The sequence below is a fragment of the Bacteroides sp. An322 genome (assembly GCF_002161765.1).
GTDB classification, from domain to species: domain Bacteria; phylum Bacteroidota; class Bacteroidia; order Bacteroidales; family Bacteroidaceae; genus Phocaeicola; species Phocaeicola merdavium.
On sequence record NZ_NFIN01000006.1, the window covers coordinates 24,544 to 48,860 of the forward strand.

At 43.5% G+C, this 24,317-nt stretch carries 21 protein-coding genes and 2 tRNA genes; 11 read left to right on the top strand and 12 right to left on the bottom strand.

The features are described from left to right. Position 1 precedes the first annotated feature (1 nt). The 4 genes from B5F91_RS04755 to B5F91_RS04770 form a co-directional block, all read right to left on the bottom strand. A complete protein-coding gene (locus tag B5F91_RS04755) occupies positions 2-1,657 on the bottom strand; it encodes an HNH endonuclease (RefSeq protein ID WP_087427963.1) in 1,656 nt (551 codons plus the stop codon). Then, the gene (locus B5F91_RS04760) at positions 1,644-2,459 is read right to left on the bottom strand and encodes a hypothetical protein (protein WP_087427964.1); all 816 of its coding nucleotides are present in this window, start codon (positions 2,457-2,459) and stop codon (positions 1,644-1,646) included. The genes B5F91_RS04755 and B5F91_RS04760 overlap by 14 nt, the downstream gene beginning before the upstream one ends. Then, positions 2,456-3,052 (bottom strand): hypothetical protein, encoded by a 597-nt coding sequence (locus B5F91_RS04765; RefSeq protein ID WP_087427965.1) that lies wholly within the window; start codon positions 3,050-3,052, stop codon positions 2,456-2,458. The genes B5F91_RS04760 and B5F91_RS04765 overlap by 4 nt, the downstream gene beginning before the upstream one ends. A 129-nt stretch (positions 3,053-3,181) precedes the next feature. After that, a tRNA-Leu gene (locus tag B5F91_RS04770) sits at positions 3,182-3,265 on the bottom strand. Positions 3,266-3,429: 164 nt separating this feature from the next. On the opposite strand from B5F91_RS04770, the gene B5F91_RS04775 reads away from it, so the two are divergent. Beyond that, positions 3,430-4,473, top strand: a complete 1,044-nt coding sequence (locus B5F91_RS04775) for a mannose-1-phosphate guanylyltransferase (protein ID WP_087427966.1) — start codon at positions 3,430-3,432, stop codon at positions 4,471-4,473. An 80-nt stretch (positions 4,474-4,553) separates the two neighbouring features. On the opposite strand, the gene B5F91_RS04780 is transcribed toward B5F91_RS04775, so the two are convergent. From B5F91_RS04780 to B5F91_RS04795, 4 genes are all read right to left on the bottom strand, one after another. Continuing rightward, positions 4,554-6,935, bottom strand: coding sequence for a TonB-dependent receptor (locus tag B5F91_RS04780; protein ID WP_087428067.1), 2,382 nt, complete (start codon positions 6,933-6,935; stop codon positions 4,554-4,556). An 80-nt stretch (positions 6,936-7,015) separates the two neighbouring features. Further along, the gene (locus tag B5F91_RS04785; protein ID WP_087427967.1) at positions 7,016-7,420 is read right to left on the bottom strand and encodes an HIT family protein; all 405 of its coding nucleotides are present in this window, start codon (positions 7,418-7,420) and stop codon (positions 7,016-7,018) included. Between the two features lie 54 nt (positions 7,421-7,474). Then, the gene (gene greA / locus B5F91_RS04790; protein ID WP_087427968.1) at positions 7,475-7,939 is read right to left on the bottom strand and encodes a transcription elongation factor GreA; all 465 of its coding nucleotides are present in this window, start codon (positions 7,937-7,939) and stop codon (positions 7,475-7,477) included. Positions 7,940-8,109: 170 nt separating this feature from the next. Next, positions 8,110-9,255, bottom strand: a complete 1,146-nt coding sequence (locus B5F91_RS04795; protein ID WP_087427969.1) for a TlpA disulfide reductase family protein — start codon at positions 9,253-9,255, stop codon at positions 8,110-8,112. Positions 9,256-9,444: 189 nt separating this feature from the next. Here B5F91_RS04795 and B5F91_RS04800 point away from each other — a divergent pair, with 189 nt between their 5' ends. Then, the gene (locus B5F91_RS04800) at positions 9,445-10,647 is read left to right on the top strand and encodes an SAM-dependent methyltransferase (protein ID WP_087427970.1); all 1,203 of its coding nucleotides are present in this window, start codon (positions 9,445-9,447) and stop codon (positions 10,645-10,647) included. A gap of 93 nt (positions 10,648-10,740) precedes the next feature. On the opposite strand, the gene B5F91_RS04805 is transcribed toward B5F91_RS04800, so the two are convergent. From B5F91_RS04805 to B5F91_RS04815, 3 genes are all read right to left on the bottom strand, one after another. Continuing rightward, entirely contained in the window at positions 10,741-11,166 is a 426-nt protein-coding gene (locus tag B5F91_RS04805) for a SufE family protein (protein WP_087427971.1), read from the bottom strand. An 11-nt stretch (positions 11,167-11,177) separates the two neighbouring features. Then, the gene (locus tag B5F91_RS04810; RefSeq protein ID WP_087428068.1) at positions 11,178-12,164 is read right to left on the bottom strand and encodes a M28 family peptidase; all 987 of its coding nucleotides are present in this window, start codon (positions 12,162-12,164) and stop codon (positions 11,178-11,180) included. Positions 12,165-12,316: 152 nt separating this feature from the next. Beyond that, positions 12,317-13,384, bottom strand: coding sequence for a M20 family metallo-hydrolase (locus tag B5F91_RS04815; RefSeq protein WP_087427972.1), 1,068 nt, complete (start codon positions 13,382-13,384; stop codon positions 12,317-12,319). 93 nt (positions 13,385-13,477) lie between these two features. Here B5F91_RS04815 and B5F91_RS04820 point away from each other — a divergent pair, with 93 nt between their 5' ends. The 5 genes from B5F91_RS04820 to B5F91_RS04835 all read left to right on the top strand — a co-directional run bounded on the left by B5F91_RS04820 (position 13,478) and on the right by B5F91_RS04835 (position 17,958). Then, positions 13,478-15,283, top strand: coding sequence for a long-chain fatty acid--CoA ligase (locus B5F91_RS04820; protein ID WP_087427973.1), 1,806 nt, complete (start codon positions 13,478-13,480; stop codon positions 15,281-15,283). A 78-nt stretch (positions 15,284-15,361) separates the two neighbouring features. Continuing rightward, entirely contained in the window at positions 15,362-16,477 is a 1,116-nt protein-coding gene (gene prfB / locus B5F91_RS04825; RefSeq protein WP_087427974.1) for a peptide chain release factor 2, read from the top strand. A 74-nt stretch (positions 16,478-16,551) separates the two neighbouring features. After that, positions 16,552-16,683 carry a hypothetical protein gene (locus B5F91_RS15505; RefSeq protein WP_255376656.1) on the top strand — a complete coding sequence of 44 codons (132 nt, stop codon included), beginning with the start codon at positions 16,552-16,554 and terminating at the stop codon, positions 16,681-16,683. Positions 16,684-16,815: 132 nt separating this feature from the next. After that, positions 16,816-17,286 carry a CYTH domain-containing protein gene (locus tag B5F91_RS04830; protein ID WP_087427975.1) on the top strand — a complete coding sequence of 157 codons (471 nt, stop codon included), beginning with the start codon at positions 16,816-16,818 and terminating at the stop codon, positions 17,284-17,286. A gap of 168 nt (positions 17,287-17,454) precedes the next feature. Further along, on the top strand, positions 17,455-17,958 hold the full coding sequence (locus B5F91_RS04835; RefSeq protein WP_087427976.1) for an RNA polymerase sigma factor: 504 nt from the start codon (positions 17,455-17,457) through the stop codon (positions 17,956-17,958). Here the strand turns inward: B5F91_RS04835 and recO are convergent. After that, positions 17,955-18,677, bottom strand: a complete 723-nt coding sequence (recO, locus tag B5F91_RS04840) for a DNA repair protein RecO (protein ID WP_087427977.1) — start codon at positions 18,675-18,677, stop codon at positions 17,955-17,957. The two genes, B5F91_RS04835 and recO, sit on opposite strands and share 4 nt — an antisense overlap. 128 nt (positions 18,678-18,805) lie before the next feature. Here recO and B5F91_RS04845 point away from each other — a divergent pair. From B5F91_RS04845 to B5F91_RS04860, 4 genes are all read left to right on the top strand, one after another. After that, a tRNA-Glu gene (locus B5F91_RS04845) sits at positions 18,806-18,877 on the top strand. A gap of 43 nt (positions 18,878-18,920) precedes the next feature. Then, on the top strand, positions 18,921-19,175 hold the full coding sequence (rpsT, locus tag B5F91_RS04850; protein ID WP_087427978.1) for a 30S ribosomal protein S20: 255 nt from the start codon (positions 18,921-18,923) through the stop codon (positions 19,173-19,175). 256 nt (positions 19,176-19,431) lie between these two features. Next, positions 19,432-21,396 carry a DNA topoisomerase (ATP-hydrolyzing) subunit B gene (gyrB, locus tag B5F91_RS04855; protein ID WP_087427979.1) on the top strand — a complete coding sequence of 655 codons (1,965 nt, stop codon included), beginning with the start codon at positions 19,432-19,434 and terminating at the stop codon, positions 21,394-21,396. Positions 21,397-21,603: 207 nt separating this feature from the next. After that, entirely contained in the window at positions 21,604-24,285 is a 2,682-nt protein-coding gene (locus B5F91_RS04860; RefSeq protein ID WP_087427980.1) for a 4-alpha-glucanotransferase, read from the top strand. The last annotated feature ends 32 nt before the right edge of the window (positions 24,286-24,317 follow it).

Consider the following 24,317-nt stretch of genomic DNA (forward strand, 5'->3'; position numbering starts at 1 on the left):
TCTATGCGGCTTGTTTAATCGTTTGTTCGGCAACAAGAGTACTCATTCCTCCTGCATGGTCAATGAGTTGATGCACAGCAGAAGGCACACGGATTAAAATAGTGCTGTTCTCTACGTGATGCCATGTATAACCGCTTTCCCATAGATATCCCATTTTTTGGAATAGTGTTTCTGCAGTATTGATGTCTTTTTGGCTATCTCCAGATAAGGTACCTATATTGATTCGAAGGGTCTGGCCATTTTTATCCTTGAAAGCCACCTTCGAGAAATCAGGATATCCTTCTTTTGTAAAAGGCACTCCATCAGGGTAAAGTTTGTCTAACTTGATAAGGTCATCATAAGTTAACGAACCAAATTTCTTTAGAGTTATTGTTCCAGACCTTTTAAGACGTGCCATCAGGCCAAAATTAAGATGTGGGTTGAAATAATAAACATTACCTGCATAGACTTGTCCATTTGGCACCATACGCCCATTTGCAGTACGGGCTACCTTGCTTTTATCAACATGATTTCTTGTATTCAACCACCTCCTTATGTTTAGCTCTGGATTAGAATGAATAAGCTTTGCCAATTCTTCATCTTGCCCCATTTCGCTTAATAAATCTGCCTTTTTCTTTGTTGAGAGTCCTGTCTTAGAAGCAAACTTATTGAGTAAAGAAGCATTTTCTGCTGTTGTAAATGTATTTTTTGCTAAATAGTCAAGGTTTTCAAAAGACTCTGAAATAATCTGCTTGTTATTGGCTTTTATATCTGCCTTAACAGCCAATGGTGTTGTTCCATCATCAGCATACTTTAGAATGATTGTTGCATCAATATCGTTTCCTTTTGATGTTTGTCTGACCGTTTTGAGTTTCTTTGTCCAGTCTGCACCTAAATTCAGATTCTCTTTTGCCAACACAACATTTGATAGCAATTCATTAGCATCTATTCCGGTAGCTTCAATTTTCGAGAAACGCCCTAAATCATCAACGTGATAAAGATAAGTCATACCATTTATTCCCTTAATCTTATAAACAGCATTAGGAATGAGCGTCTTTCTCAAAATCGAATTTTGCCCAAGAAGATTTTTTTCAGCATTAAACGGTTCTTTTATTTGAAAAATTCCATCACGAAATTCGCCAATTACAGTGTTATCAGCCTCGTTGAAAAACTTTATGACGCCCATTTCGTCTTTAATTCCAATATTCCCCAAAGTATTATAAACACCAAAACGCCTTTCCAAATCTCGGCACTTCGCAAAGTATTTGAAGATGTATATATTGTCTGTCGCTTTAGGGGCATTCTTTGTGAATTGAGAAAATTCATCTATTAACCTGTTAGATGATATAAGTGCTGAATAAAAGTCATAGTCAGATTGAATAGCTTTGCCAATTTTTCGTTGGAAAGATCCATCCAAGTGTGACAATGCATCTGCAAGATTGATATTTTCTTTTTTTATCAGTTTCATCAAGTCCTTCCAATCAATTGACCGTAACTCTTTCTTGGTTAAAGTCTTTAATGTTTTCTCTGATGTTTCTTTAGCAATTCCTTTCGCAGTTTTCTCCGTTGTTTCTGTTGCTATTTTTTCAACAATCTCTTTCCCCGACTTTTTACATGAAGACATAATAAGCGGACAAAAGATTATTAAAACTATGTATATGAACTTAAAGGTTTTCATAGAATTTTGCGGTATTGTTGTTTAATGATTTTAAAAGCGTCTCATAGTCATACCTGACCGTTTGATTATGCTGTTTTTCCAAACTCTCTATTAATTTAGTATCATTTGAACTTGACATGAAAACAGAAATAACAACTATGATAATAAATACAATAACATCTATTAGGCATCCCCATAGACCAGCTATTTTGTCAATAAATAGCAAGATTATTTGAACTAATACAAACCCAAGGAACCATCCAAATATTTCTGTGCCGAATTCAATAACCAAATTGTTCCGGGAATGATTGGAGAATGCATCAAGAGTAATTGTTTCTGATGGCAAATCAATTTGAGTGTATGATGGCAATCCTTTGACTGAAAGAAATTGTTGACGTATTTCTTTGATGTCTTTTACATATTCTAAATATAAGGCGTGCTGTTCCTGGCTTACATCAAGGGAATTAAAATATTTGTTTGACATAACAATCATCGCATCATCCCAAGATTGCTTGCTTTTGAAAAGCCAGGAGAACATATTTTTGTAACTCGACAATACGCCTAATTCTTCATTTTCAAATCGCTCTAATTGTCTGGTAAATCCTGTGTTTACGAGAGAATCAAGGTCTTTTATGTATTGTTGATTAATGGATTTCTCCATTTGCATATACTGCGCTTTACTGCCTGATGACAAATTCGTCACTTTATCGGGCCTTGCATATTCTGACTGTAGTTTTTCTTTTAAAGCTACAGCATTCTTATCCTTGCATGATGTTATTAATAAGGATAAGAATGCAAAAATCAACAAGGCATATCGGTTCATTTTATTTGTTCAATGGTTGGATTAATAGAATCTACGTATGAATCTTGTATAGCATCAGGTGAACAAATTAAACTTGTAATCCAAGCAACACACCCAAATATAAGTTCTCCTATAGGAATGAGTCCTAAGACTATAGCTAATGACTCTAAATTATTATACCCTGCAATAAACCCTAAAATAATTAACATAGCATTGCCAAGCCAAAACCACCATGGGTGGTGGAAAGGGAAATTGAGGATAAAATCATACCATCCATATTCAGGGTCAACAATTGATTGCAATTTTGAGAATGATTGGTCATTTTGCATATAATACAATGACACTTCACGTATGCGTTCCTCAAATTGGGCTGTTGGTTCAGTTTCTCCGTTTCGGATTCTTTCTATAGAAGATGGCGTTACATTCATAATGCGTGCAATGGCTTCTACATCTGCATCACTACCTACATATAGATCATTCAACAGGTCTTGACTTGTACGCGATTCAACGATTTTAGCAAATTCTATTCGTTTCTCTGATTCATCTTTTGAACACGAAGAAACAGTCATGATACATAATGCAATAATAACAATGTATAGCACCTTACTTTTCATATACCTTTATTTTCTTTTATTTCGTTCTAATTCTCCATTATAGAACCCTCTACGGGAACAAAATGGGAACATTCTTAAAAGAAGAAAAGGATAAGTCGTTTATCATCAAACACTTATCCCTTATCTTCGTACCCAGACCCGGGGTCGAACCGGGATGGATTTTACTCCACTGGTGTTTGAGACCAGCGCGTCTACCGATTCCGCCATCTGGGCAACTTTTCTTAATTGCGATGCAAAGGTAGGCAAATCTTTTTAAAATACAAGCAATGGGACAGAAAAAATGAAAATATTTTTTCTAACACTATTTATAGGGGCATATAGGCGTTAATTCAAAATAAAAGGTTATCTTAGCATAAACTTTTAAAGCTATTCCGATTATCATGAACAACAACTATTATTGCATTATTATGGCTGGAGGGATGGGACGCAGGTTTTGGCCGTGCAGCCGGAAAAACCTGCCTAAGCAGTTTCTGGATTTCTTCGGAACAGGTCAAACGCTTTTGCAACAAACCTTTGACCGGTATAAACAAATCATTCCAACAGGCAATATTTATATTACTACGCATAAAGATTACGAGCCAATGGTCCGTAAGCAACTTCCTGAATTACAGGAAAGCCAAGTGTTGGTAGAGGAGGAAAGGCGGAATACCGCTCCGGCTATTGCATACGCTTCGCATGTCATTCAGAAAATCAATCCGAATGCAACGATTGTGGTAGCTCCTTCCGACCACTTGATATTGAAACAAGATGAATTTAAAGAAGCGATTTTAAAGGGATTGGATTTCGCTTCGAAGAATAATAAGTTGGTGACATTGGGCATTAAGCCCAACCGTCCGGATACGGGATATGGTTATATTCAGATGGACGAAGAGAAAGAAGGGGATTTTTATAAAGTAAAGACGTTTATAGAGAAACCTGCCAAGGAATTTGCAGAAATCTTTATTCAGAGTGATGAGTTTTATTGGAATTCAGGTATTTTCGTATGGCATGTGAATTCCATTCTAGAGGCTTTCCATGAACTTATGCCTGACTTATGTCCGCGTGTGGAGTGCGACCAGCCGGATTTTGCTTCTTGCCCGAATATTTCCATTGATTATAGCATTATGGAAAAAGCCGATAATGTATATGTGCAATTGTGTGATTTTGGCTGGGCGGATTTAGGGACATGGGAGTCATTGTATGACGCTTCGCCTAAGGATGTGAACCAAAATGTCATTATTCATAGCAATACTTTATTATATAATAGCAAAGATAACATCATTTCCCTTCCCGAAGGGCAGCTGGCGGTTATTCAAGATTTGGAAGGATATCTGATTGCGGCTCATGATAACGCATTGCTTATTTGCAAGAAAGATAATCAGGACGCTATGCGTAAGTTCATCAATGATGTAGAAATGAAATTCGGCGAGAAATATTCATAATTGTTTTTCACCATAGATTACACAGATACCATAAACAATTTCCAGTTTTATTTTTATCTGTGTAATCTGTGGTGAATGCGTTAGTATTCGAATGTAATGCCGATGGTAGGCAGGAGTGTCCCGCTTTCTTGTTTGATAGATTTCATGATGTAACGTTGTTCGGAGGGCGGGGCAGAAGGATTCTCGATTTGCCCTGTGCTCATCAAGACATCAGGCTGGCGTAATTTGCTTGCGGTAATGTTCTGAATATCCAGATAGATGCCGAACATACACTTTTTCCAATAAAACATCTTGTCTACCCGTATGTCTAATTGTCCGAAGGCGGACAAACGTTCCGTGTTATATAAACTGTAATTGTAATAGGCTTTCCCTTGTGCATTCCATGCAGAGGCCAAGGATGATTTTTCGATATCATAAGGTGTATAAGGAGAACCTCCGATGCAACTCACTTTCATTCCGACGCTCCATTGCTTGGGGAAATTATAGGTGCCGCTTACATTTAAGATAAAGCGGTTGTCCCATGCCGAAGATATGTAATCGCTTTTTTCTTGCCGGTTGCGGAATTCGCTTTTGAAAACCGTGAGCGAGGAAGAAAGATTCAGGCGTTGGACAATCAGCCATTTGAACATCAATTCTACGCCATACGACCTTCCTTCGGCATCTGAAACCAATGCTTCATTTCCGATAACGCCATAATCGTTTCCTTTGCATGACAAGGGAATGCCGTCTGCAATTGATAAAGGCATGTTTTTATAATATTTATAGAAACCTTCGGCTGATAATTCCATATTCTCATTGGGGTTCCAGGTCAGTCCGGCACTGGTTTGGGATACCGATGTATAGTCTAAATGGCGATTGACGTAGTTATTGTTTTCTCCTTTAAATCCTAAAGCTGTATAAGGCGGAAGTTGATAGTATAATCCGGTATGCCCGCTAAGGTATAGTCTATCAGCCAATTTCCAAGATACGGACAAGCGTGGCGAAAGTTGACGCCATAGTTCTTTCATTTTATCATTGTAATTATTGGCATCGGTACGGACACCTAATGAAGCGCTAAACCTTTCATCCGGAGTTGTATAGTCCATTGATGCGTATAACCCCCACCTGAATAGGTCTAAATCGGTATGATAATCAAATGTGTGAAGGACATTGGTGTAAATCTGTTGATAAGTGGTATTGGTGTAAAGGGAATAATTCAATTCGATACCAGCATTCAACTTCCATACACCCCAACGTGAAGTATTCTCTATACGGAGTTTTGTTTCTTGCTCTACGGAACGCAGGCGCAAGGTAAGGTTTTTTTCATTACTCTCATCATTGTCCCGGTATTTCAGATTCCGGTTATTCAGATAGCTATGGCTTAGCGTTATGGATTGTACATGCGGACCGGCATAATGTCGGTATACTCCGCCGAGGGTAAATGTTTCCTGTTCTATTTTCGGGAGATAGCTTAAGATGTATTCGGCATCTTCCCCGTCAATGTCTAAATTTAGTTTCATGCGGTCAATGCCTCCCAATCCCAATAAGGTTAGTTCGTTGTATGCATTGAATCGGGTCTTGACCTTAAATGAAGCATCTGTATATTTGGGAAGGAAAGGCAAACCTAAAATCTTGAATAGCATTTGCAGGTAAGATTGGCGTATGGAAACTAAATACGAAGTCTTTTCGCCTATATGTCCGTTGGAACTCAATGAAACTTCAGATGCTCCCAGTGTGGCTTTTATGGAATTGTGTTCCATGTCTCCGTCCCGCAAGCTGAAGTCGAGCACCGAACTCAATGCATTTCCCCGATTGGCGGGGAATGCGCCGCTATAGAACTTCACGTTCCGAATTAAATCGGCATCGATTAAACCGACCGGACCGCCTGAAGCTCCTTGTGTACTGAAATGGTTAATATTGGGAATCTCTACACCGTCTAAGAAGAAACGGTTCTCCGAAGGACCTCCGCCACGCACAATCAAGTCATTCCGATAGCCTATGGGGGAGAAGGCTACTCCAGGGTAATTCTGTACAACGCGGGATATATCCCGGTTGGCTCCCGGCGCTTTCTCTATTTCCTGCAAACCGATAACACGCAGGCTTACGGGGCTTTCCGTGATGCGTTGGAAAGGGGATGCAGTGACCGTGACTTCGGATAATTGTGTCCTTTCTTCTTCCATTTCTATCTGGATATGCGGAGTACGATGGTTTACCCGATATTCGGAAGTCGTGACGGTCTTATATCCCAACATTGAGGCTTGAAGTGCATAAATGCCCGGCGGGACTTGCTCGATGCAGAAATGTCCTTCTTCATCGGTGGAGGAACCGATGCCTAAACCGGCAATCAGCACGTTGACAAATTCCAGTGGTTTCCGCGTATTGCGATCTATTACAGTACCTTCTATCTGGTATTTTTGTTGTTGGGCAAAAAGCATGCTTCCTATCATCCAAATGAGCCAACCGATATAGATTCTTTTGACCATAAATGAGTGTGAAATAAAGAAAGCCATCCGGCAAGTGGGGGATGGCTTTCATGTTACATATTCTAATAGGAGGGTTTGTCTTATGCATTGCCTTCCCAGGCTTTGTTTATAGCTGAGGCTATAGACTTGAACTCTTCATCGCTCAATTGCAATTTCGGGTTGGAGAACAGCATGTCTTTCTCGCTTTGCAAGGGAATCAGGTGAATGTGTGCGTGAGGCACTTCCAATCCCAATACTGCTTCGCCTACTTTCCGGCAAGGGAATGCCTTTTGGATGGCTTGAGCCACATGTTTGGCAAATACGTGCATAGCCGCCAATTCTTCATCGTTCAAGTCGAAGATATAATCTACTTCACGTTTCGGGACAACCAATGTATGTCCTTTTACCAATGGATTGATATCCAAGAAAGCATAAAACCGGTCGTTTTCTGCTACCTTATAGCTGGGGATTTCTCCCGCAATGATTTTACTGAATATTGTTGCCATACCTTTATTATATTAAAGAAGGCAAACTTGCACGACGCAAGCCTGCCTTACCCATTAAAATGATATTCCTGTTACTTCCAAGCTGATTTTGCCTTGCGGAATGGTGATTTCCGCAACATCGCCCACTTTCTTGCCCAACAAACCTTGTGCAATCGGTGTGTTTACCGAAATCTTTCCTTCTTTCAGGTTCGCTTCTGTTTCTGATACGATGGTGTATGCCATCTTCATGCCGTTCTTCACGTTTTTCAGTTCTACACGGCTCAGAATCTGAACGGTGTCAGCTTTCAATTTGGATGTGTCGATGATTTTTGCATCGCCGATAGTCGCTTTCAGTTGGTTGATTTTCATTTCCAACATGGCTTGCGCTTCTTTGGCTGCATCATATTCTGCATTTTCCGACAAGTCGCCTTTATCACGCGCTTCGGCGATAGCCGCTACTACTTTCGGGCGTTCCACCGCTTCCAGATGTTTCAATTCAGCCACCAGTTTCTGGTAGCCTTCTTCTGACATATACGCCATAATTTTTCCTCCTTACTATTCGTTTTTTTACTTAATATAAAACAAAAAAGAATTCCGATACCATGGTTACGTATCGGAACCCTTCCTATTCTGATTTTTGACAAAGGTACGTCTTTTTATAATACCAGTCAAGTATTTACAGGTAATTCTTTTACATGCTTTGTGACATGTTATAATAAATTCTTAATTTCGGCGTCCAAATCGGTGTTGGCATCTATGCGCAAGCTTAACTCATTGCTTCGGTTGACCAAAAAACTGGTAGGCAATTGGGATACGCCGTACATGCGGACATAAGTAGAGTAAGGACCTTGCGGGTCGCGTACGCATATCCAAGGCAAATTATCGGCGGATGTTTTCCAGAAATGTTCGTCTGTATCCAAGGAAATCTGATAAATTTCCAGCCCTTGACCTTTGTATTTGTTATACAATTCGCGCAAAAGCAGATTCCGTGCGCCAGATTCTGCTGTACCGTATATGGTGAAGTCAATCAGTACCACTTTGCCTTTCAGGTCTGTCAGGTGATGCAGGTTTCCGTCTACATCCCGCAATGGGATATCAATAATAGACGTCTCTTCAATCTTATCAGCCGGTATTTGTAAAGGCTGGGTTTGCGGAGTGCGCGTATTTTTCATGCCTTTTATTACCATATTATATAGGTTGCGCGAACGGTCGGCATGTGGATACATATTGTTCATGCTTGTGGCTACGGCGGCAAAGCATTTCACGTCTTCCTTATTGCTCAGCGGGTCGAAAATCATATAGCCGTTCAGTTGTTGGAACAGGGCGAAATAGGCGTATGGCTTGTTGGGACCTGCGAAAATATAATTGCGTTTCACCGTATCCTTATATGCGTTTACTAGGCTTTGTATGCTGTCTTGAGCGATTCCGATAGGCAAACCGGATTGTGCCAGCTGGTTGACTTGTTTTTGCAGTTCAGCCTGCAACAGTACCAGTTCTTTGATTTTGGTATTGTTTTCTGAACCTTCAATCTGATACTCGGTCGAAAGATTTTTAAATCCGGCATGTATTTCTACTGTTTCCGTAGAGTCGATTGAAAAGTTTATGATTTGGTTCTCGATACGCAAGCGGTAAAATTCTGGTGCTTCAGGGCGTGCAGATGAAAAACTGAAGCTTCCGCTTTCGTTCAGTTCTGTAGAGTCAAGCGGTATAATTCCTTCTAGTCCTGTATGTTCCAAATACAGCATTTTGTCTGCTGCATCCGTTATTTCTCCTTGTACAGTAAATGCAGGCTCGTTGTTGCAGGCAGTAACACCTGCGAACAACAGAGCTGCGGCGATATAAGCATTTCTTTTCATTCTGGTTCTATATTTACTTCGGAGTGCAAAGATACGGCTTTTCACGGTTTAACAAAGCTTTTCGAAAAGTTCTTACACGATAAAAAAGAACTTTAACGTAACAACCTTGAAAAAAGTGCTTGGAAGCGGCATTATTTTTATGTCGTTTTCGCTATATTTGTATGCTAATTCTCCTTTTAATATAGCTTTATGGAAAAGAAATCTCTTAGTGAGACACGTGATTTTATCCGGTCGCGTCGTAAGGACGATGTGCATGTTTTAGCTCTTCAGGCAGGAAAATATCCTCAAGTCGATATGCAGGAAGCGGTGATTCAGATAGCTGGGTGGCAAATAGCCGAGAAAAAGATACCTTCGTGGGCAAGTACGGAAGGCATTCGCTATCCGCAGCATTTGTCGATGGAGCAATGTTCGTCCGAGATAACAGCGCGTTATAAGGCTTTGCTTGTGGAAGGGGATACTTTTGCCGACCTGACGGGCGGGTTCGGGGTGGATTGTTCGTTTATTGCCCGCCGGTTTCTTCATGCCCATTATGTGGAACGGCAAGAAACATTGTGTAAATTGGCATCGCATAATTTTGCTTTATTGGGTTTGGGGCATATCGAGGTGCATCATGCCGATGGCATAGCCTATTTGCAGCAGATAGCTCCAGTGGATTGTTTGTATCTGGACCCTGCTCGCCGGGATAGCCAAGGTGGGAAAACCGTAGCTATTTCCGATTGTGAGCCGGATGTAAGCGAGCTTGAGTCTTTGTTGGTAGAGAAAGGGAAGCGTGTCATGATTAAATTGTCTCCCATGTTAGACATCGCCTTAGCCATGCAGGAGTTGAAACATATTTCACAAGTTCACATCGTAGCTGTTAATAACGAGTGTAAAGAGTTGATAATCCTGTTAGAAAAGCAGAGGGAAGGATGTTCGGAATATGCTAATAAAGAAGTTGTTATCAGTTGTGAACAGATTGTTAATAACTTGTTGACAAAGCCGTTTTCATTTACGTTAGAAGAAGAGAGAAATGCCTTCTGCGAATATGCAGACCGGCTTGGAAAATACCTTTATGAACCGGGAGCTGCCTTGTTGAAAGCCGGTCCTTACCGCCTGCTTGCTTCCCGTTATGGAGTGAAAAAGCTGCACCCGAATAGCCATCTGTACACATCGGACACCCTTGTGGATTTTCCGGGACGTTCTTTTCAAATAGAAGCCGTATCGGGTTTCGGGAAAAAAGAGTTGAAAGCCTTCTTGCAAGGAATCGGGAAAGCAAATCTCACGATACGTAATTTCCCTTCTTCCGTGGCGGAATTGAGGAAAAAGCTGAAGGTGAAAGAAGGAGGGGATATTTATCTTTTTGCCACCACCTTAAAAGAAGGGGAAAAGGTCTTGATAAAGTGTGTAAAATGACACATACGGCTGCGATAGCCAATACATACGGGTTCGATAGCCGATGCATACGGCTGCGATGGCCGATGCATGCGGCTTCGTTTTTCATTGCATTTACGCTTCTTTCGCCTTGAATGCTAAAGCGTACATCCGTATTTGCTTCACCATAGCCAAAAGCCCGTTGCTACGAGTCGGAGAGAGGTGCTCTTTCAACCCGATTTTATCTATAAAATAAAGGTCGGAGTTTAAGATTTCATCGGGGGTATGTCCTGAGAGCACCTTAATCAGCAGGGCGATAATGCCTTTCACGATAAGCGCATCGCTCTCTGCCTGGAATACGATTTTCCCGTCTACTAAGTCTGCTTGAAGCCACACCCGGCTTTGGCACCCGTCTATCAGGTTTTGTTCGGTCTTGTATTTCTCGTCAAGAGGTTCTTGTTCGTTTCCCAAGTCGATGAGCAACTGGTATTTGTCCATCCAATCATCGAAGTCGCTGAATTCCTCGATGACTTCATCTTGCAGTTCGTTGATTGTTTTCATGTCTCTTTTGTTTATTTTTCATTATATATCACCGCCATAACGGTTTCGCCTACGGCTTGCAGGGTTACCTTGTCGATGCAATCCATGTTATCGCCCAATGTGTGCCATGTTTCGTGGAACCCTTTTTCGCTATGCGGGTCGTATCCGATGATGTCTACACACGGTATTTGGCGGAATTGGTTTACATATACATGGTCGTCCACTACCTCTCCTCCTTCTTCCTTTACGAAGAATGATTTATGCCCCAAGCGATGCGCCATGTCCCATATCTTTTTCATAGGCTGGTTGGCGGTCCGGCTGGAATAGCCTTCATAATAGAAAGACGAGCCTTTGCCTCCCACCATATCTAACAGGATGCCGAAACGCGCCTTATAGTCGGGCACATGCGGAAGGCGTCCCCAATATTGCGAGCCTAAGCACCACGTGTCTGCCTTGTAATTCCCTTCATAAAATTCGGGAATACCATAGTCTTCCGCATCAAAGAAAGCGATGTCGATACCTATTGTAGGAGCTTGTTGTTGCAGGTGACGGGCGATTTCCAATAAGACTCCCACACCGCTCGCTCCGTCATTGGCACCGTCTATCGGCGTATGGTGATGCGCTTCCTTGTCGGCATCGGCATACGGGCGGCTATCCCAGTGTGCGCATAATAGCACGCGCTTTTTCGTATCGGGATTGTATGCCCCGATGATGTTGCGTGCCTTCAATATTTTTCCGTCATAGCTGATTACATCGGCATATTGGTCATACACCTTGGCACCGAACTCCTTGAGCTTTCCAGCCAAATATTCGCCACATGCCCGATGGGCTTCTGTATTCGGTACACGAGGCCCGAAAGCCACTTGGCGTTCGATATATTGATAGGCACTATCGGCACTAAAAGCCGGTGCCTGAACAAAAGCAGCCGGTGTTTCCTGTTCGGTTTCGGATGTGTTCTTATTCTTGCTGCTCCCGCATGAAGTGAAAAGCGATGTAAGTATCGCTCCTACGCAAAACATAATGATTATAGACTTATTCATGGTTCGTATATTATTGTTTACCACAGATTACACAGATTAAATAATTGATAATTATTTTCAATTACGCCACTCGTAAGGTAATTGTCAATTAAAAAAATCTGTGTAATCTGTGGTGAAAAACATCTATTCGTTTAAATCTTTAAGCCGTCCAATATCGAAATGTAAGTTTGGATAGCCTCTTCTATTTCGCTTATCATCACATATTCATCTGCCGTATGCGAACGGGAAGACTTTCCCGGTCCCATCTTGACCGAAGGGAAGTGCATCAATGCCTGATCGGAAAGCGTAGGCGAACCGAACGGGGTCTTTCCCAATGCGATAGCCTTCTGCACGAAAGGATGTTCTTGGTCGATGTGGGATGAATTCAGGCGGAACGAGCGTGCCTTTGCTTCACATTGGATATGGGCACCTATTTCGTTAAACAACGCTTCGTTCGAATAGCATTCGTTGCTTCGGATATCCACCACAAACGTACACAAATCAGGGATGACATTGTGTTGGGTACCCGCATTGATTTGGGTCACACTCATCTTGACCGGTCCCAAAAGCGGAGAAACTTTAGGGAACTGGAAACTACGGAACCATTCGATATCGTCCAATACCTTATAGATAGCATTATCCCCTTCCTCGCGTGCCGCATGTCCGGCTTTGCCGTGTGCCGCCACATCAAGCACCATCAAACCTTTTTCGGCAATGGCGGGCTGCATCTCGGTAGGTTCTCCTACCACTCCCAATGCAATCGGGGGCAATTGGGGCAAAACGCTTTCAATGCCTCCTTTGCCTGATACTTCTTCTTCGCACGAAGCCAAGAAAATCAGGTTATAGCTCTGCTCGGTTTTAGTCAAGTAGCGGTATGCCTGAAACAAAGACACCACACTGGCTCCCGCGTCATTGCTCCCCAATCCGTATAGCTTCCCGTTTTCCATTTTGGGGGTAAACGGTTGCTTTCTCCAGCCGTTTACAGGTTTCACCGTATCGATATGCGAATTGAGCAAGATAGTCGGACGGTTGGTGTCGAACATCGGGCTGATACACCAGATGTTATTTCCCGAACGTCCTGTCATGATACCCGACTCTTCAATATAGTTCTGTAAAAAGTCGGCGGCGGCTTCTTCCTCCCTACTGATAGAAGGTATGCCGATAAGCGAATGCAGCAAGGTTAGCGCCTCCGAAGTGTAATAACTGATATCCGATAACATAAGATTCTGTTTGTTTTAGGCGCAAATATACTTCATTTATTCAAATTAAACCTTATCTTTGCAGGTAGCGGTTAAAAAATAAATAAAAATTAAATGAGTGAGTCTTATTTGTCCGGTCTGATCGGGCGGCAAGCGGGAGTTTATGGCGACCGTGCCGCATTGAAGTATCGTGATTATAAAAAAGGTGTATGGATTCCGGTTTCGTGGAATCAGTTTGCCGAGAAAGTGAGATACGTTTCTCGTGCGTTGATAGCATCGGGTGTAGGGGTACAAGAGAATATCGGCGTTTTTTCTCAAAACATGCCGGAGTGTCTGTACACCGATTTTGGAGCGTTCGGCATCCGTGCGGTCACTATCCCGCTTTATGCCACGAGTTCCGAATCGCAAGTGCATTACATCGTAGAGGATGCTTCCATCCGTTTCCTTTTTGTGGGCGAGCAATACCAATATGACGTAGCCTATCGGGTGCAGCAATTATGCAAGACGTTGAAGCAAATCATTATCTTCAGTCCCGATGTTGTCCGCTCGGCAGAAGATACGCACTCCATTTATTATACGGATTTCCTGAAGCAAGGCGAAAGCGATGAGCATCAGGCAGAAGCGGATAAGCGGAGAAGCGAATCGAGCAAGGATGACCTTGCCAATATCCTTTACACATCGGGCACTACGGGCGAATCGAAAGGCGTAATGTTGCATCATTCGTGTTATGAAGCCGCATTCCGTGCCCACGATAAAGTGTTGGTAACACTTAACGATCAGGATGTAATCATGGATTTCCTGCCCTTTACGCATGTGTTCGAACGTGCTTGGTCGTATTATTGCATCACGAAGGGATGTCTGATGTGCATCAATCTGTATCCGCAAGATATCCAAATGACCATTAAAGAAGTACGTCCTACCGCCATGTGCAGCGTGCCCCGTTTTTGGGAAAAAGTCTATGCAGGTGTACACGAAAAGATAAACGAGGCTACAGGGCTTAAAAAGAGCCTGATGCTGGATGCCCTGAAGACCGGATACGAACACAATATCCAATATCTGATGAATGGGAAGACCCCTCCTCCTTTGTTGCACTTGAAATACAAATTCTACGAGCGCACCATTTATAGCGTACTGAAGAAAACCATTGGTATCGAGCGCGGCAATTTCTTCCCTACCGCCGGAGCCGCCGTATCGAAAGAAGTAGAAGAGTTTGTCCATTCGGTAGGCATCAACATGGTGGTCGGATATGGTTTGACCGAAACAACCGCAACCGTCTCGCTTGGCTGGCTGGATGATTTCCGGACTGGTTCGGTAGGTAAGACGCTTCCAGGGCTGGAGTTGAAATTCGGAGAGAATAATGAAATCCTGCTCCGGGGCGAAACCGTGACCAAAGGATATTATAAAAAGGAGAACTTGACACGGAACCTGATTTCCGAAGACGGCTGGTTCCATACGGGAGATGCCGGTTATATGAAAGACGGTTTCTTGTACCTGACCGACCGCATTAAGGATTTGTTTAAAACCTCAAACGGGAAATACATCGCTCCGCAAGCCATCGAAACCAAGTTGGTGGTAGACCGGTATATCGACCAGGTCTCTATCATCGCCGACCAGCGTAAGTTCGTATCGGCATTGATTGTGCCCGAATACCGGCAAGTGGAGAAATACGCCCAAGAGCACGGCATCGCTTATTCCAGCCGGAAAGATTTGTTGCAGAAGCCGGAAATCATCGCTTTATTCCAAATGCGTATCGATACCCTGCAACAAGAGTTCGCGCATTACGAGCAAATCAAGAAGTTCACTTTGCTCCCCGAACCGTTCAGCATGGAAAAAGGAGAACTGACCAATACCTTGAAAATCAAACGTCCGGTCTTGATGAAGAATTATGCGGAAGAGATTGAGAAGATGTATGAGGAATGATTTTCTTCTTGCCTAATTTTCACGCTTGCGCAAAAAGTGGTAACTTTGCACCCGGAATAAAAAGAGGAATAGATAATTATGATAACAACAGACCAACTTAAAGACATAAAAGAACGTACCGAAGCGCTTTACCGTTATTTGGATATTGAGAACAAGACGGTGCAAGTGGAAGAAGAACAACTCCGTACGCAGGCTCCGGGATTTTGGGATGACGCCAAGAAAGCGGAAGCCCAAATGAAGAAGGTCAAAACCTTACAAGGCTGGATTGACGGCTACCGTGAAGTTAAGACATTGGCAGACGAACTGGAACTGGCATTCGATTTCTATAAAGACGAATTGGTGTCGGAAGCGGAAGTGGATGAAGCGTATGCCAAAGCTCTGAAAGCCGTAGAAGAACTGGAACTGAAAAATATGTTGCGTTCCGAAGCCGACCAAATGGATTGTGTATTGAAAATCAATTCGGGCGCGGGAGGTACGGAAAGCCAAGACTGGGCATCGATGCTGATGCGTATGTACATGCGCTGGGCGGAAAGTCATGGATATAAATTGTCTGTAGCCAACTTGCAAGAAGGCGATGAAGCCGGAATCAAGACGGTTACAATGAATCTCGAAGGTGCGTATGCCTACGGATATTTGAAAGGAGAGAACGGGGTGCATCGCTTGGTTCGCGTCTCTCCCTATAATGCGCAAGGCAAGCGCATGACTTCGTTTGCTTCGGTTTTTGTCACTCCGTTGGTAGATGATTCGATTGAAGTAACGGTAGAACCGGCACGCTTGTCATGGGATACATTCCGAAGCGGAGGTGCAGGAGGACAGAATGTCAATAAGGTAGAGTCGGGTGTGCGTTTGCGCTATCAGTATAAAGACCCGTATACCGGTGAGGAAGAGGAAATCTTGATTGAAAACACCGAGACGCGCGACCAGCCGAAGAATAAGGAAAACGCCATGCGCCAGTTGCGTTCTATCTTGTACGATAAAGAACTCCAGCACCGCATGGAAGAACAAGCCAAGGTGGAAGCCGGAAAGAAGAAAATCGAATGGGGGTCGCAAATACGGAGTTATGTATTCGATGACCGCCGCGTAAAAGACCACCGCACCAATTTCCAGACTTCGGATGTAAACGGGGTGATGGACGGCAAGATAGACGGCTTTATCAAGGCTTATCTGATGGAATTTTCGGATAGCGAAATGTAAAAGCGTAGAAAAAGTTGGCTCTTTTCAAAATAGTTTGTATTTTTGGGTGAGTTTAATCTAAAAATACAATCACTATGGGAGCAAAACATAACAAACAAGCCAATGGGCGTAGGGAAGAAGAGAAAGCCAATCGCGTATTCAAGAATATCTGCATCGTATTAGTTGTACTCGCTATCTTATTCATTGCGATTGCTATGATTATTTAACCCCTTTGGGAATAAATTATGGAGAAACGCAGATTTGCGCAGATTCACGCTGATGAAATAATAATTTATGATCCGTGGAAATCTGCGTTAATCTGCGTTTCTAAACAGATACGCTATATAAACAAATGATTTATGTCTCAGGAAATCGAACGCAAGTTTTTAGTGGCGGATGATTCTTACCGCCGGTTGGCATACAAGAAAAGCCGGATTGAACAAGGCTATATCTGTAGCGCGAGAGGGAAAACGGTACGCATACGCATACGGGACGACAAAGGCTATATCACCATTAAAGGGCCTTCCAACGCATCGGGTACCAGCCGTTACGAATGGGAGCAGGAAATTTCCTTGGGTGATGCCGAAGAACTGATGGCTCTGTGCGAACCGGGACGCATTGAGAAAGTCCGCTATTTAGTCGACTTCGCTAACCATACCTTCGAAGTCGATGAGTTTCATGGGGAAAACGAAGGTCTGATAGTGGCAGAGGTAGAGCTTGAATCGGAAGCCGAACAAGTAGAATTCCCTTCTTTCATCGGTGAAGAAGTGACCGGTCAGGTTAAGTATTACAATTCGTTCTTAATGAAGCAACCATATACAATGTGGTGATGTGCGGGAAAACCTCCTGTAAACTATCCGAAGAGGGGGTAAAAACTATCAGATGATAGATTTTACCCAGTGGAATACCGGATTTTAGGACATGGCGAGGCTATTTAAAGGGTAATATTGCAGTGTCAATGAGACACAAAAGAATATTAACCCATAAAGAGCAAACAAATGGTAGCAGCAAATTTTACTCAGAATTTATTGAGTGTTCAAACCGAATTACATCACTTCGCATATAAACTCACGGCAGACCGTGAAGATGCAAACGACCTTTTGCAAGAAACTTCGTTGAAGGCATTATATAATATGGAGAAGTATGCTGATGAAACTAACTTCAAGGGGTGGATGTACACCATCATGCGTAACATCTTTATCAACAATTACCGCAAGACTTTGCGTGACCAAACCTATGTAGATAAAACCGATGACCAATATTACTTGAATAAGCAATGGGATATAGAAGGAGATTCGCTTGAAAGCGGATACGATATGAAGGAAATGAGACGTATCGTAAATGCCTTGCCGAAAGAATATCGCCAACCTTTCTCGATGTATGTGGCAGGATTCAAGTATCGGGAGATAGCCGATAAGATGAACTTGCCCTTAGGAACCGTCAAGAGCCGTATTCATTTCACTCGGAAAAAATTGCAAGAAGAATTGAAAGACTTCCGCTAAAACAATTCTTGCAAGACCCGCAAGGATTTCATTTCGGGGAAATCGGGCAAGTGGAGGCGATAATATGCGTTGATAATATCCAGACAACGGTTGCGCTCGATGCGGTTCATGCCGAAAAGATGCATCGTCTCATAATTCATACGCATCAGGTTGCGGATGTGCGAAGCTTCTTCGGGGAAAACAAACATGCCATGTGCAGGGGGTGTCGGGACGAAGCAGGCATTCAGCAAATCAAAATAGTATCCCGAAATGTAGTCTTCCATATTGGGATATAACCCTAAGAAACGAGACAAACGCATCAAGAACACTAAATGGAAATTGGCAAAACTCTTTTCACAAGCATCCAGCCATTGCACTGAATGGATGAGGTAGGCGAAAAGAGGAAGATTGACCGACTCTTCTTTTAAAGCCCGATACAAGAACTCAGCCAAGAACAGGGCAATGGCAGATTTATAAGGATTGTAAGGCAAAGATTGGAATACATACCCCGCTTTTGCTTCCCGTACTGGATGTAAGTTGGCGTGTGGACGTACTTGGGCATCAAACTCTATCAGCGATAAAGGCTGGAAGAGTACCTGCTTGACCATAGACTTGCGCGAACGTTGCGCCGGAATCAGGAATGACATCCTTCCGCCTTGTTCGGTATAAATGTGTGCAATGTTTGACCGGTCATTGTATTTCATCGTATGCAGCACGATTCCTCTGTATTTTTGTAGCATAATTCTTCTTTTAATTCTTAATTTCACAAAGATACGCATTTTTTTTGCCGAAAGTTTTGCAGGAATAAAAAAACTTCCTACCTTTGCATCCGCAAACGAGAGACATGTGTCCTCGTAGCGTCAAGGATGGCCCGTTCGTCTATCGGTTAGGACGCAAGATTTTCATTCTTGAAAGGGGAGTTCGATTCTCCCACGGGCTACATAATAAACAGAATCACGAACAATATTTAAAGATTAGTCGAGATGGCAAATCACAAATCATCTATTAAAAGAATTAGACAAACTGAGAAGAGAAGACTTCACAACAGATATTATGCAAAAACTATGCGTAACGCCGTGAAGAAGCTTCGTATGACTACTGACAAGGCAGAAGCAGTAGCAATGTATCCTAAAGTACAAAAGATTTTGGATAAATTGGCAAAACGCAACATTATCCACAAAAACAAAGCTGCTAACTTGAAGTCTAAATTGGCTGCTCATATCGCTAAATTGGCTTAAGTAATCAAGTGCAGAAAAAGATAACAAGGTTGAATCTTTCCGATTCAGCCTTTTGTCGTTTATGACGGATAATCAAATGCAGAGACGCAAAAGCGCAGAGGGTGACATCGGCTCCGTGCCTATTCTTCTCTAAAAATATTTTCTTTGCGCTTCTGCATCTCCGCGTTTGGTTTTTTCAGCATTTTTATGCCGCAAAACAAGCGGAATCTCACGGAAAATCTGTAACTTTGGGCGTTTAAAACTATCATAGAAAGAAATGAGCGAAGAATTGACACAGAACGCCGGGAGCACGTATTCGGCAAGCAGCATCCAAGTGTTGGAAGGGCTGGAAGCCGTACGCAAGCGCCCCGCAATGTATATCGGCGATATTAGTGAAAAAGGGTTGCATCACTTGGTATATGAAGTGGTGGATAACTCTATCGATGAAGCCCTCGCCGGTTATTGCACCCACATAGAAGTAACGATTAACGAAGACAATTCAATCACCGTTCAAGACAACGGTCGTGGTATTCCGGTAGATTTCCACGAAAAAGAAAAGAAATCAGCCTTGGAAGTGGTTATGACCGTCCTTCATGCCGGAGGTAAATTCGATAAAGGCTCGTATAAAGTTTCCGGTGGTTTGCACGGTGTAGGTGTATCATGTGTGAATGCATTGTCTACACGCATGGTGACCAATGTATTCCGCAACGGGAAAATTTACCAGCAAGAATATGCATGTGGAAAACCACTTTATCCGGTAAAAGAAGTCGGAACGACCGATATCACCGGAACACGCCAGACATTTTGGCCCGATAGTTCGATATTCACCGTTACCGAATATAAATATAACATCCTTCAGGCACGTATGCGCGAACTGGCATACCTGAACAAAGGCATCACGATTACCCTCACCGACAAGCGTGAGAAAGAAGAAGACGGCTCGTACAAGCAAGAAGTATTCCACTCGGAAGAAGGAGTGAAAGAATTCGTGCGTTTCCTCAACTCGACCAATACCCCGCTTATCGACGATGTGATTTACCTCAATACCGAAAAGCAAGGAGTGCCCATTGAGTGCGCTATCATGTATAACACTGGATTCCGCGAAAACCTGCATTCGTATGTCAACAACATCAACACCATCGAAGGCGGTACCCACGAAGCCGGATTCCGCACCGCACTGACCCGCGTACTGAAGAAATATGCCGAAGACAGCAAGGCGTTGGAAAAAGCCAAGGTCGAGATTTCGGGCGAAGACTTCCGTGAAGGATTGATAGCTGTTATCTCGGTAAAGGTAGCCGAACCGCAATTCGAAGGGCAGACCAAGACTAAATTGGGAAACAACGAAGTGAGCGGAGCGGTTAACCAAGCCGTGGGCGAAGCCTTGACCAATTATTTGGAAGAACATCCCAAAGAAGCCAAACTCATTGTAGATAAAGTCGTATTGGCTGCTACGGCACGTATTGCAGCTCGCAAGGCACGCGAATCGGTGCAACGTAAAAGCCCCATGGGCGGAGGCGGACTTCCGGGTAAACTTGCCGATTGTTCTAGCCGTACGCCCGAAGAATGCGAATTGTTCTTGGTCGAGGGAGACTCTGCGGGCGGTTCAGCCAAGCAAGGCAGAAGTCGCCAGTTCCAAGCGATCCTGCCTTTGAGAGGTAAAATCCTCAACGTAGAGAAAGCCATGTGGCACAAAGCCTTCGAGAGTGACGAGGTGAATAACATCATCCAAGCCTTAGGTGTGCGCTTTGGTGTAGACGATTCGGAAAACAGCAAGAAGGCGAACATCGATAAGTTACGCTATAACAAGGTGATTATCATGACCGATGCCGATGTCGATGGTTCCCACATCGACACCCTTATCATGACATTGTTTTACCGCTATATGCCCGAAGTCATCCAAGGCGGGCACTTGTATATCGCCAATCCGCCCTTGTATAAATGTTCGAAAGGAAAGGTTAGTGAATATTGCTATACCGATGAAGAACGTCAGGCATTCATGCAGAAATATGGAGACGGGACCGAAGCCGGCATTCACACCCAGCGTTACAAAGGTTTGGGGGAGATGAATCCGGAACAATTGTGGGAAACCACCATGAATCCTGAAACCCGTATCCTGAAACAAGTCAGCATTGAAAATGCAGCCGAAGCCGATTACATCTTCTCCATGCTAATGGGCGATGACGTAGCTCCGCGCCGCGAATTTATTGAAAAACACGCTACTTATGCGAACATTGACGCATAAGCGGTTTTTTATAACTTCAATATTTATTCATTAAAAATCCTAAACTCGCGTCTTACAACGAGGAAAGCTCCGGTAATCCGAAAAGAATGCCGGAGCTTTTAATTTCTACATACAGGTTATATTCCTAAATTTTTCTTCGCAAAAAGTATGTGTTCTCATTTTATTTCCTTACTTTTGAGACTAACAAACTTTTAACCTTACGCGAATATGAAATTTACATTCCGCATTCAGTACCATACCGTCTGGGGAGAAGACATACGTATTATCTTGCAAGACAACGAGACATGCGCCATTCCACTTTCTACCCGGGACGGAAGCAATTGGGAGGGAAGCTGTAATTATCCTCCTGCCGAAGACAAGGATACTATCTTTTACCGTTACGGAGTCTTCCGGGATGATGTGTGCATCAGAAAGGAATTGGGTGTCATTCCGCATACGATTTATATAGGCAATGCCCAGCAACACCGGTACATTATCGACGATTGCTGGCGAGACCTTCCTGCCGAAAACTACCGGTATAGTTCCGCATTCAATGAACCACACCCGGCGGGACGTCCCAATCGGTTGAGTAACAGCATTGGGAGTTGTATCACTTTCCGTGCCTTATGCCCTAACCTTCATGCAGAAGGAAGAGTGCTGGGGATTATAGGAAGTTGCAACGCCTTGGGCAATTGGGAATATTGCCGTCCGATTCGGATGAACGAGGTGTCGCCTAATGTATGGCAACTGACGCTTGATGCATCGACCTTGAAATCGCCTTTCGAATATAAATTCGTAGCTATCAACGAAAAGACGGGAGCAGTAGAGGAATGGGAAACCCGTCCGAACCGCTTGTTCCAGATACAGCCTCTCCAGCGAGGGGAAACGTATTTGCCTGCCGAAACCGAAGTGTTCTTCAATCGACCTGCGCACCGCATAGCTGGAACTGCAATCCCGGTATTTTCGCTCCGCTCAAAAGGCAGTTGCGGAACGGGAGATTTCGGTGACTTGAAAACCTTTATCTCGTGGGCAGAAAAGACCGGACAACATGCTGTACAGATTCTTCCTATCAACGACACGGTCATGACGGGTACTTGGATGGACTCTTATCCCTATAACAGCATTTCGATTTATGCTTTTCACCCCATGTATATCGACTTGCGCCAGCTTCCGGCATTGAAGGATGAAGCAGAGATGAAGGAATTCGAAAAGCAGCGTAAAATTCTTAACAGCTTGTCTTTAATGGATTATGAGCAAGTAAATAAATTGAAACGGAAATACCTTCAATCTGTTTTTAAGCAAGAAGGGGAACGGATTTTAGAAGAACCTGAATATAAAGCCTTTTTCGCTCAAAACGAAGAGTGGTTGATTCCCTATGCGGCATTTTCGTGCCTGAGAGACCATTACGGGACTGCCGATTTCAGGCAATGGGGGAAAGATAGCGTTTATCATGCCAGTCAGGTCAAACAAATGGCTATGCCTGAAAGCCCGTTCTATCCCGCTATGGCTTTTTATTACTTCCTGCAATACGAGCTTCATGTTCAGTTGTCTGATGCCTGCACATACGGACGAGAGAAAGGGGTTATTGTCAAAGGAGATATCCCCATAGGCATCAGCCGTAATAGCGTGGAGGCATGGGTAGAACCTTATTACTTCAACATGAACGGGCAGGCAGGAGCACCCCCTGACGCTTTTTCAACGAACGGGCAAAACTGGGGCTTGCCTACTTACAACTGGCAGGTTATGGAGAAAGACGGGTATCAATGGTGGAAACGCCGCTTCCAGAAGATGGCTGAATATTTCACCGCATACCGCATCGACCACATCCTTGGCTTTTTCCGTATATGGGAAATCCCTTACCATTCCGTACACGGATTGTTGGGGCAATTCGTTCCTTCGCTTCCCATGGACAAAGACGAAATCCAAAGCTTCGGGCTTGCCTTTGACAAGGAAATGATGACGCGCCCCTATATCAGCGATGACCTTCTGGACTCGATGTTCGGCACGCATGCTCACGAGATTCGCCGCACTTTCTTGCGCCGTATGCGGAACGGACTTTATGCCTTGCGTCCCGAATTCAATACCCAACGGAAAGTGCAGGCTTATTTTGCGGAGAAAGAAGACGAAGAAAGCAAGGAAATCTGCGAAAAACTCTATTCGCTCATTAGCAATGTGTTGTTTATTGCCGACCGGGATAATCCCGAAATGTACCACCCGCGTATCGGAGTGCAGAATGAAGCCGTTTTCCAGCAACTCTCTGTAAAAGAACAAGAAGCGTTCAACCGCTTGTATAATCATTATTATTATGAACGGCATAACGAATTCTGGTATCACGAAGCCATGAAGAAAATGCCTGTCCTGCTACAAGCTACACCGATGTTGGTTTGTGGAGAAGATTTGGGCATGGTCCCGAACTGTGTGCCTTGGGTAATGGACCAACTCCAAATCCTCTCGCTCGAAATCCAACGGATGCCCAAGAAAGCTGGGCTTGAGTTCGGGAAGCTGGAAGAATATCCGTATCTTTCGGTATGCACCATCGGCACACACGATATGACTACCCTTAGGGGTTGGTGGAAAGAAGATGCGGAACAGACCGAACGTTTCTATCATAACGAATTGCATTATTGGGGAAAAGCGCCTGAAGATGCACCGGGTTGGCTTTGCGAAGAAGTTATCCGGCGCCATTTGCAATGCCCGTCCATGCTCTGCATTCTGACGTGGCAAGACTGGACTTCGATGAATGAGGCAATCCGCAATCCGAATATCGATGCCGAACGGATTAATGTTCCTGCCAATCCCCGCCACTATTGGCGTTGGCGTATGCACATCACTCTTGAGGAATTGATGAGCTTAACCGAGTTTAACCAGCATATCCGCCAAATGATTGAGGAAAGCGAAAGAGGGTATTAAATCTTTCGCTTTTTGACCGTAGGAGGAGGGTG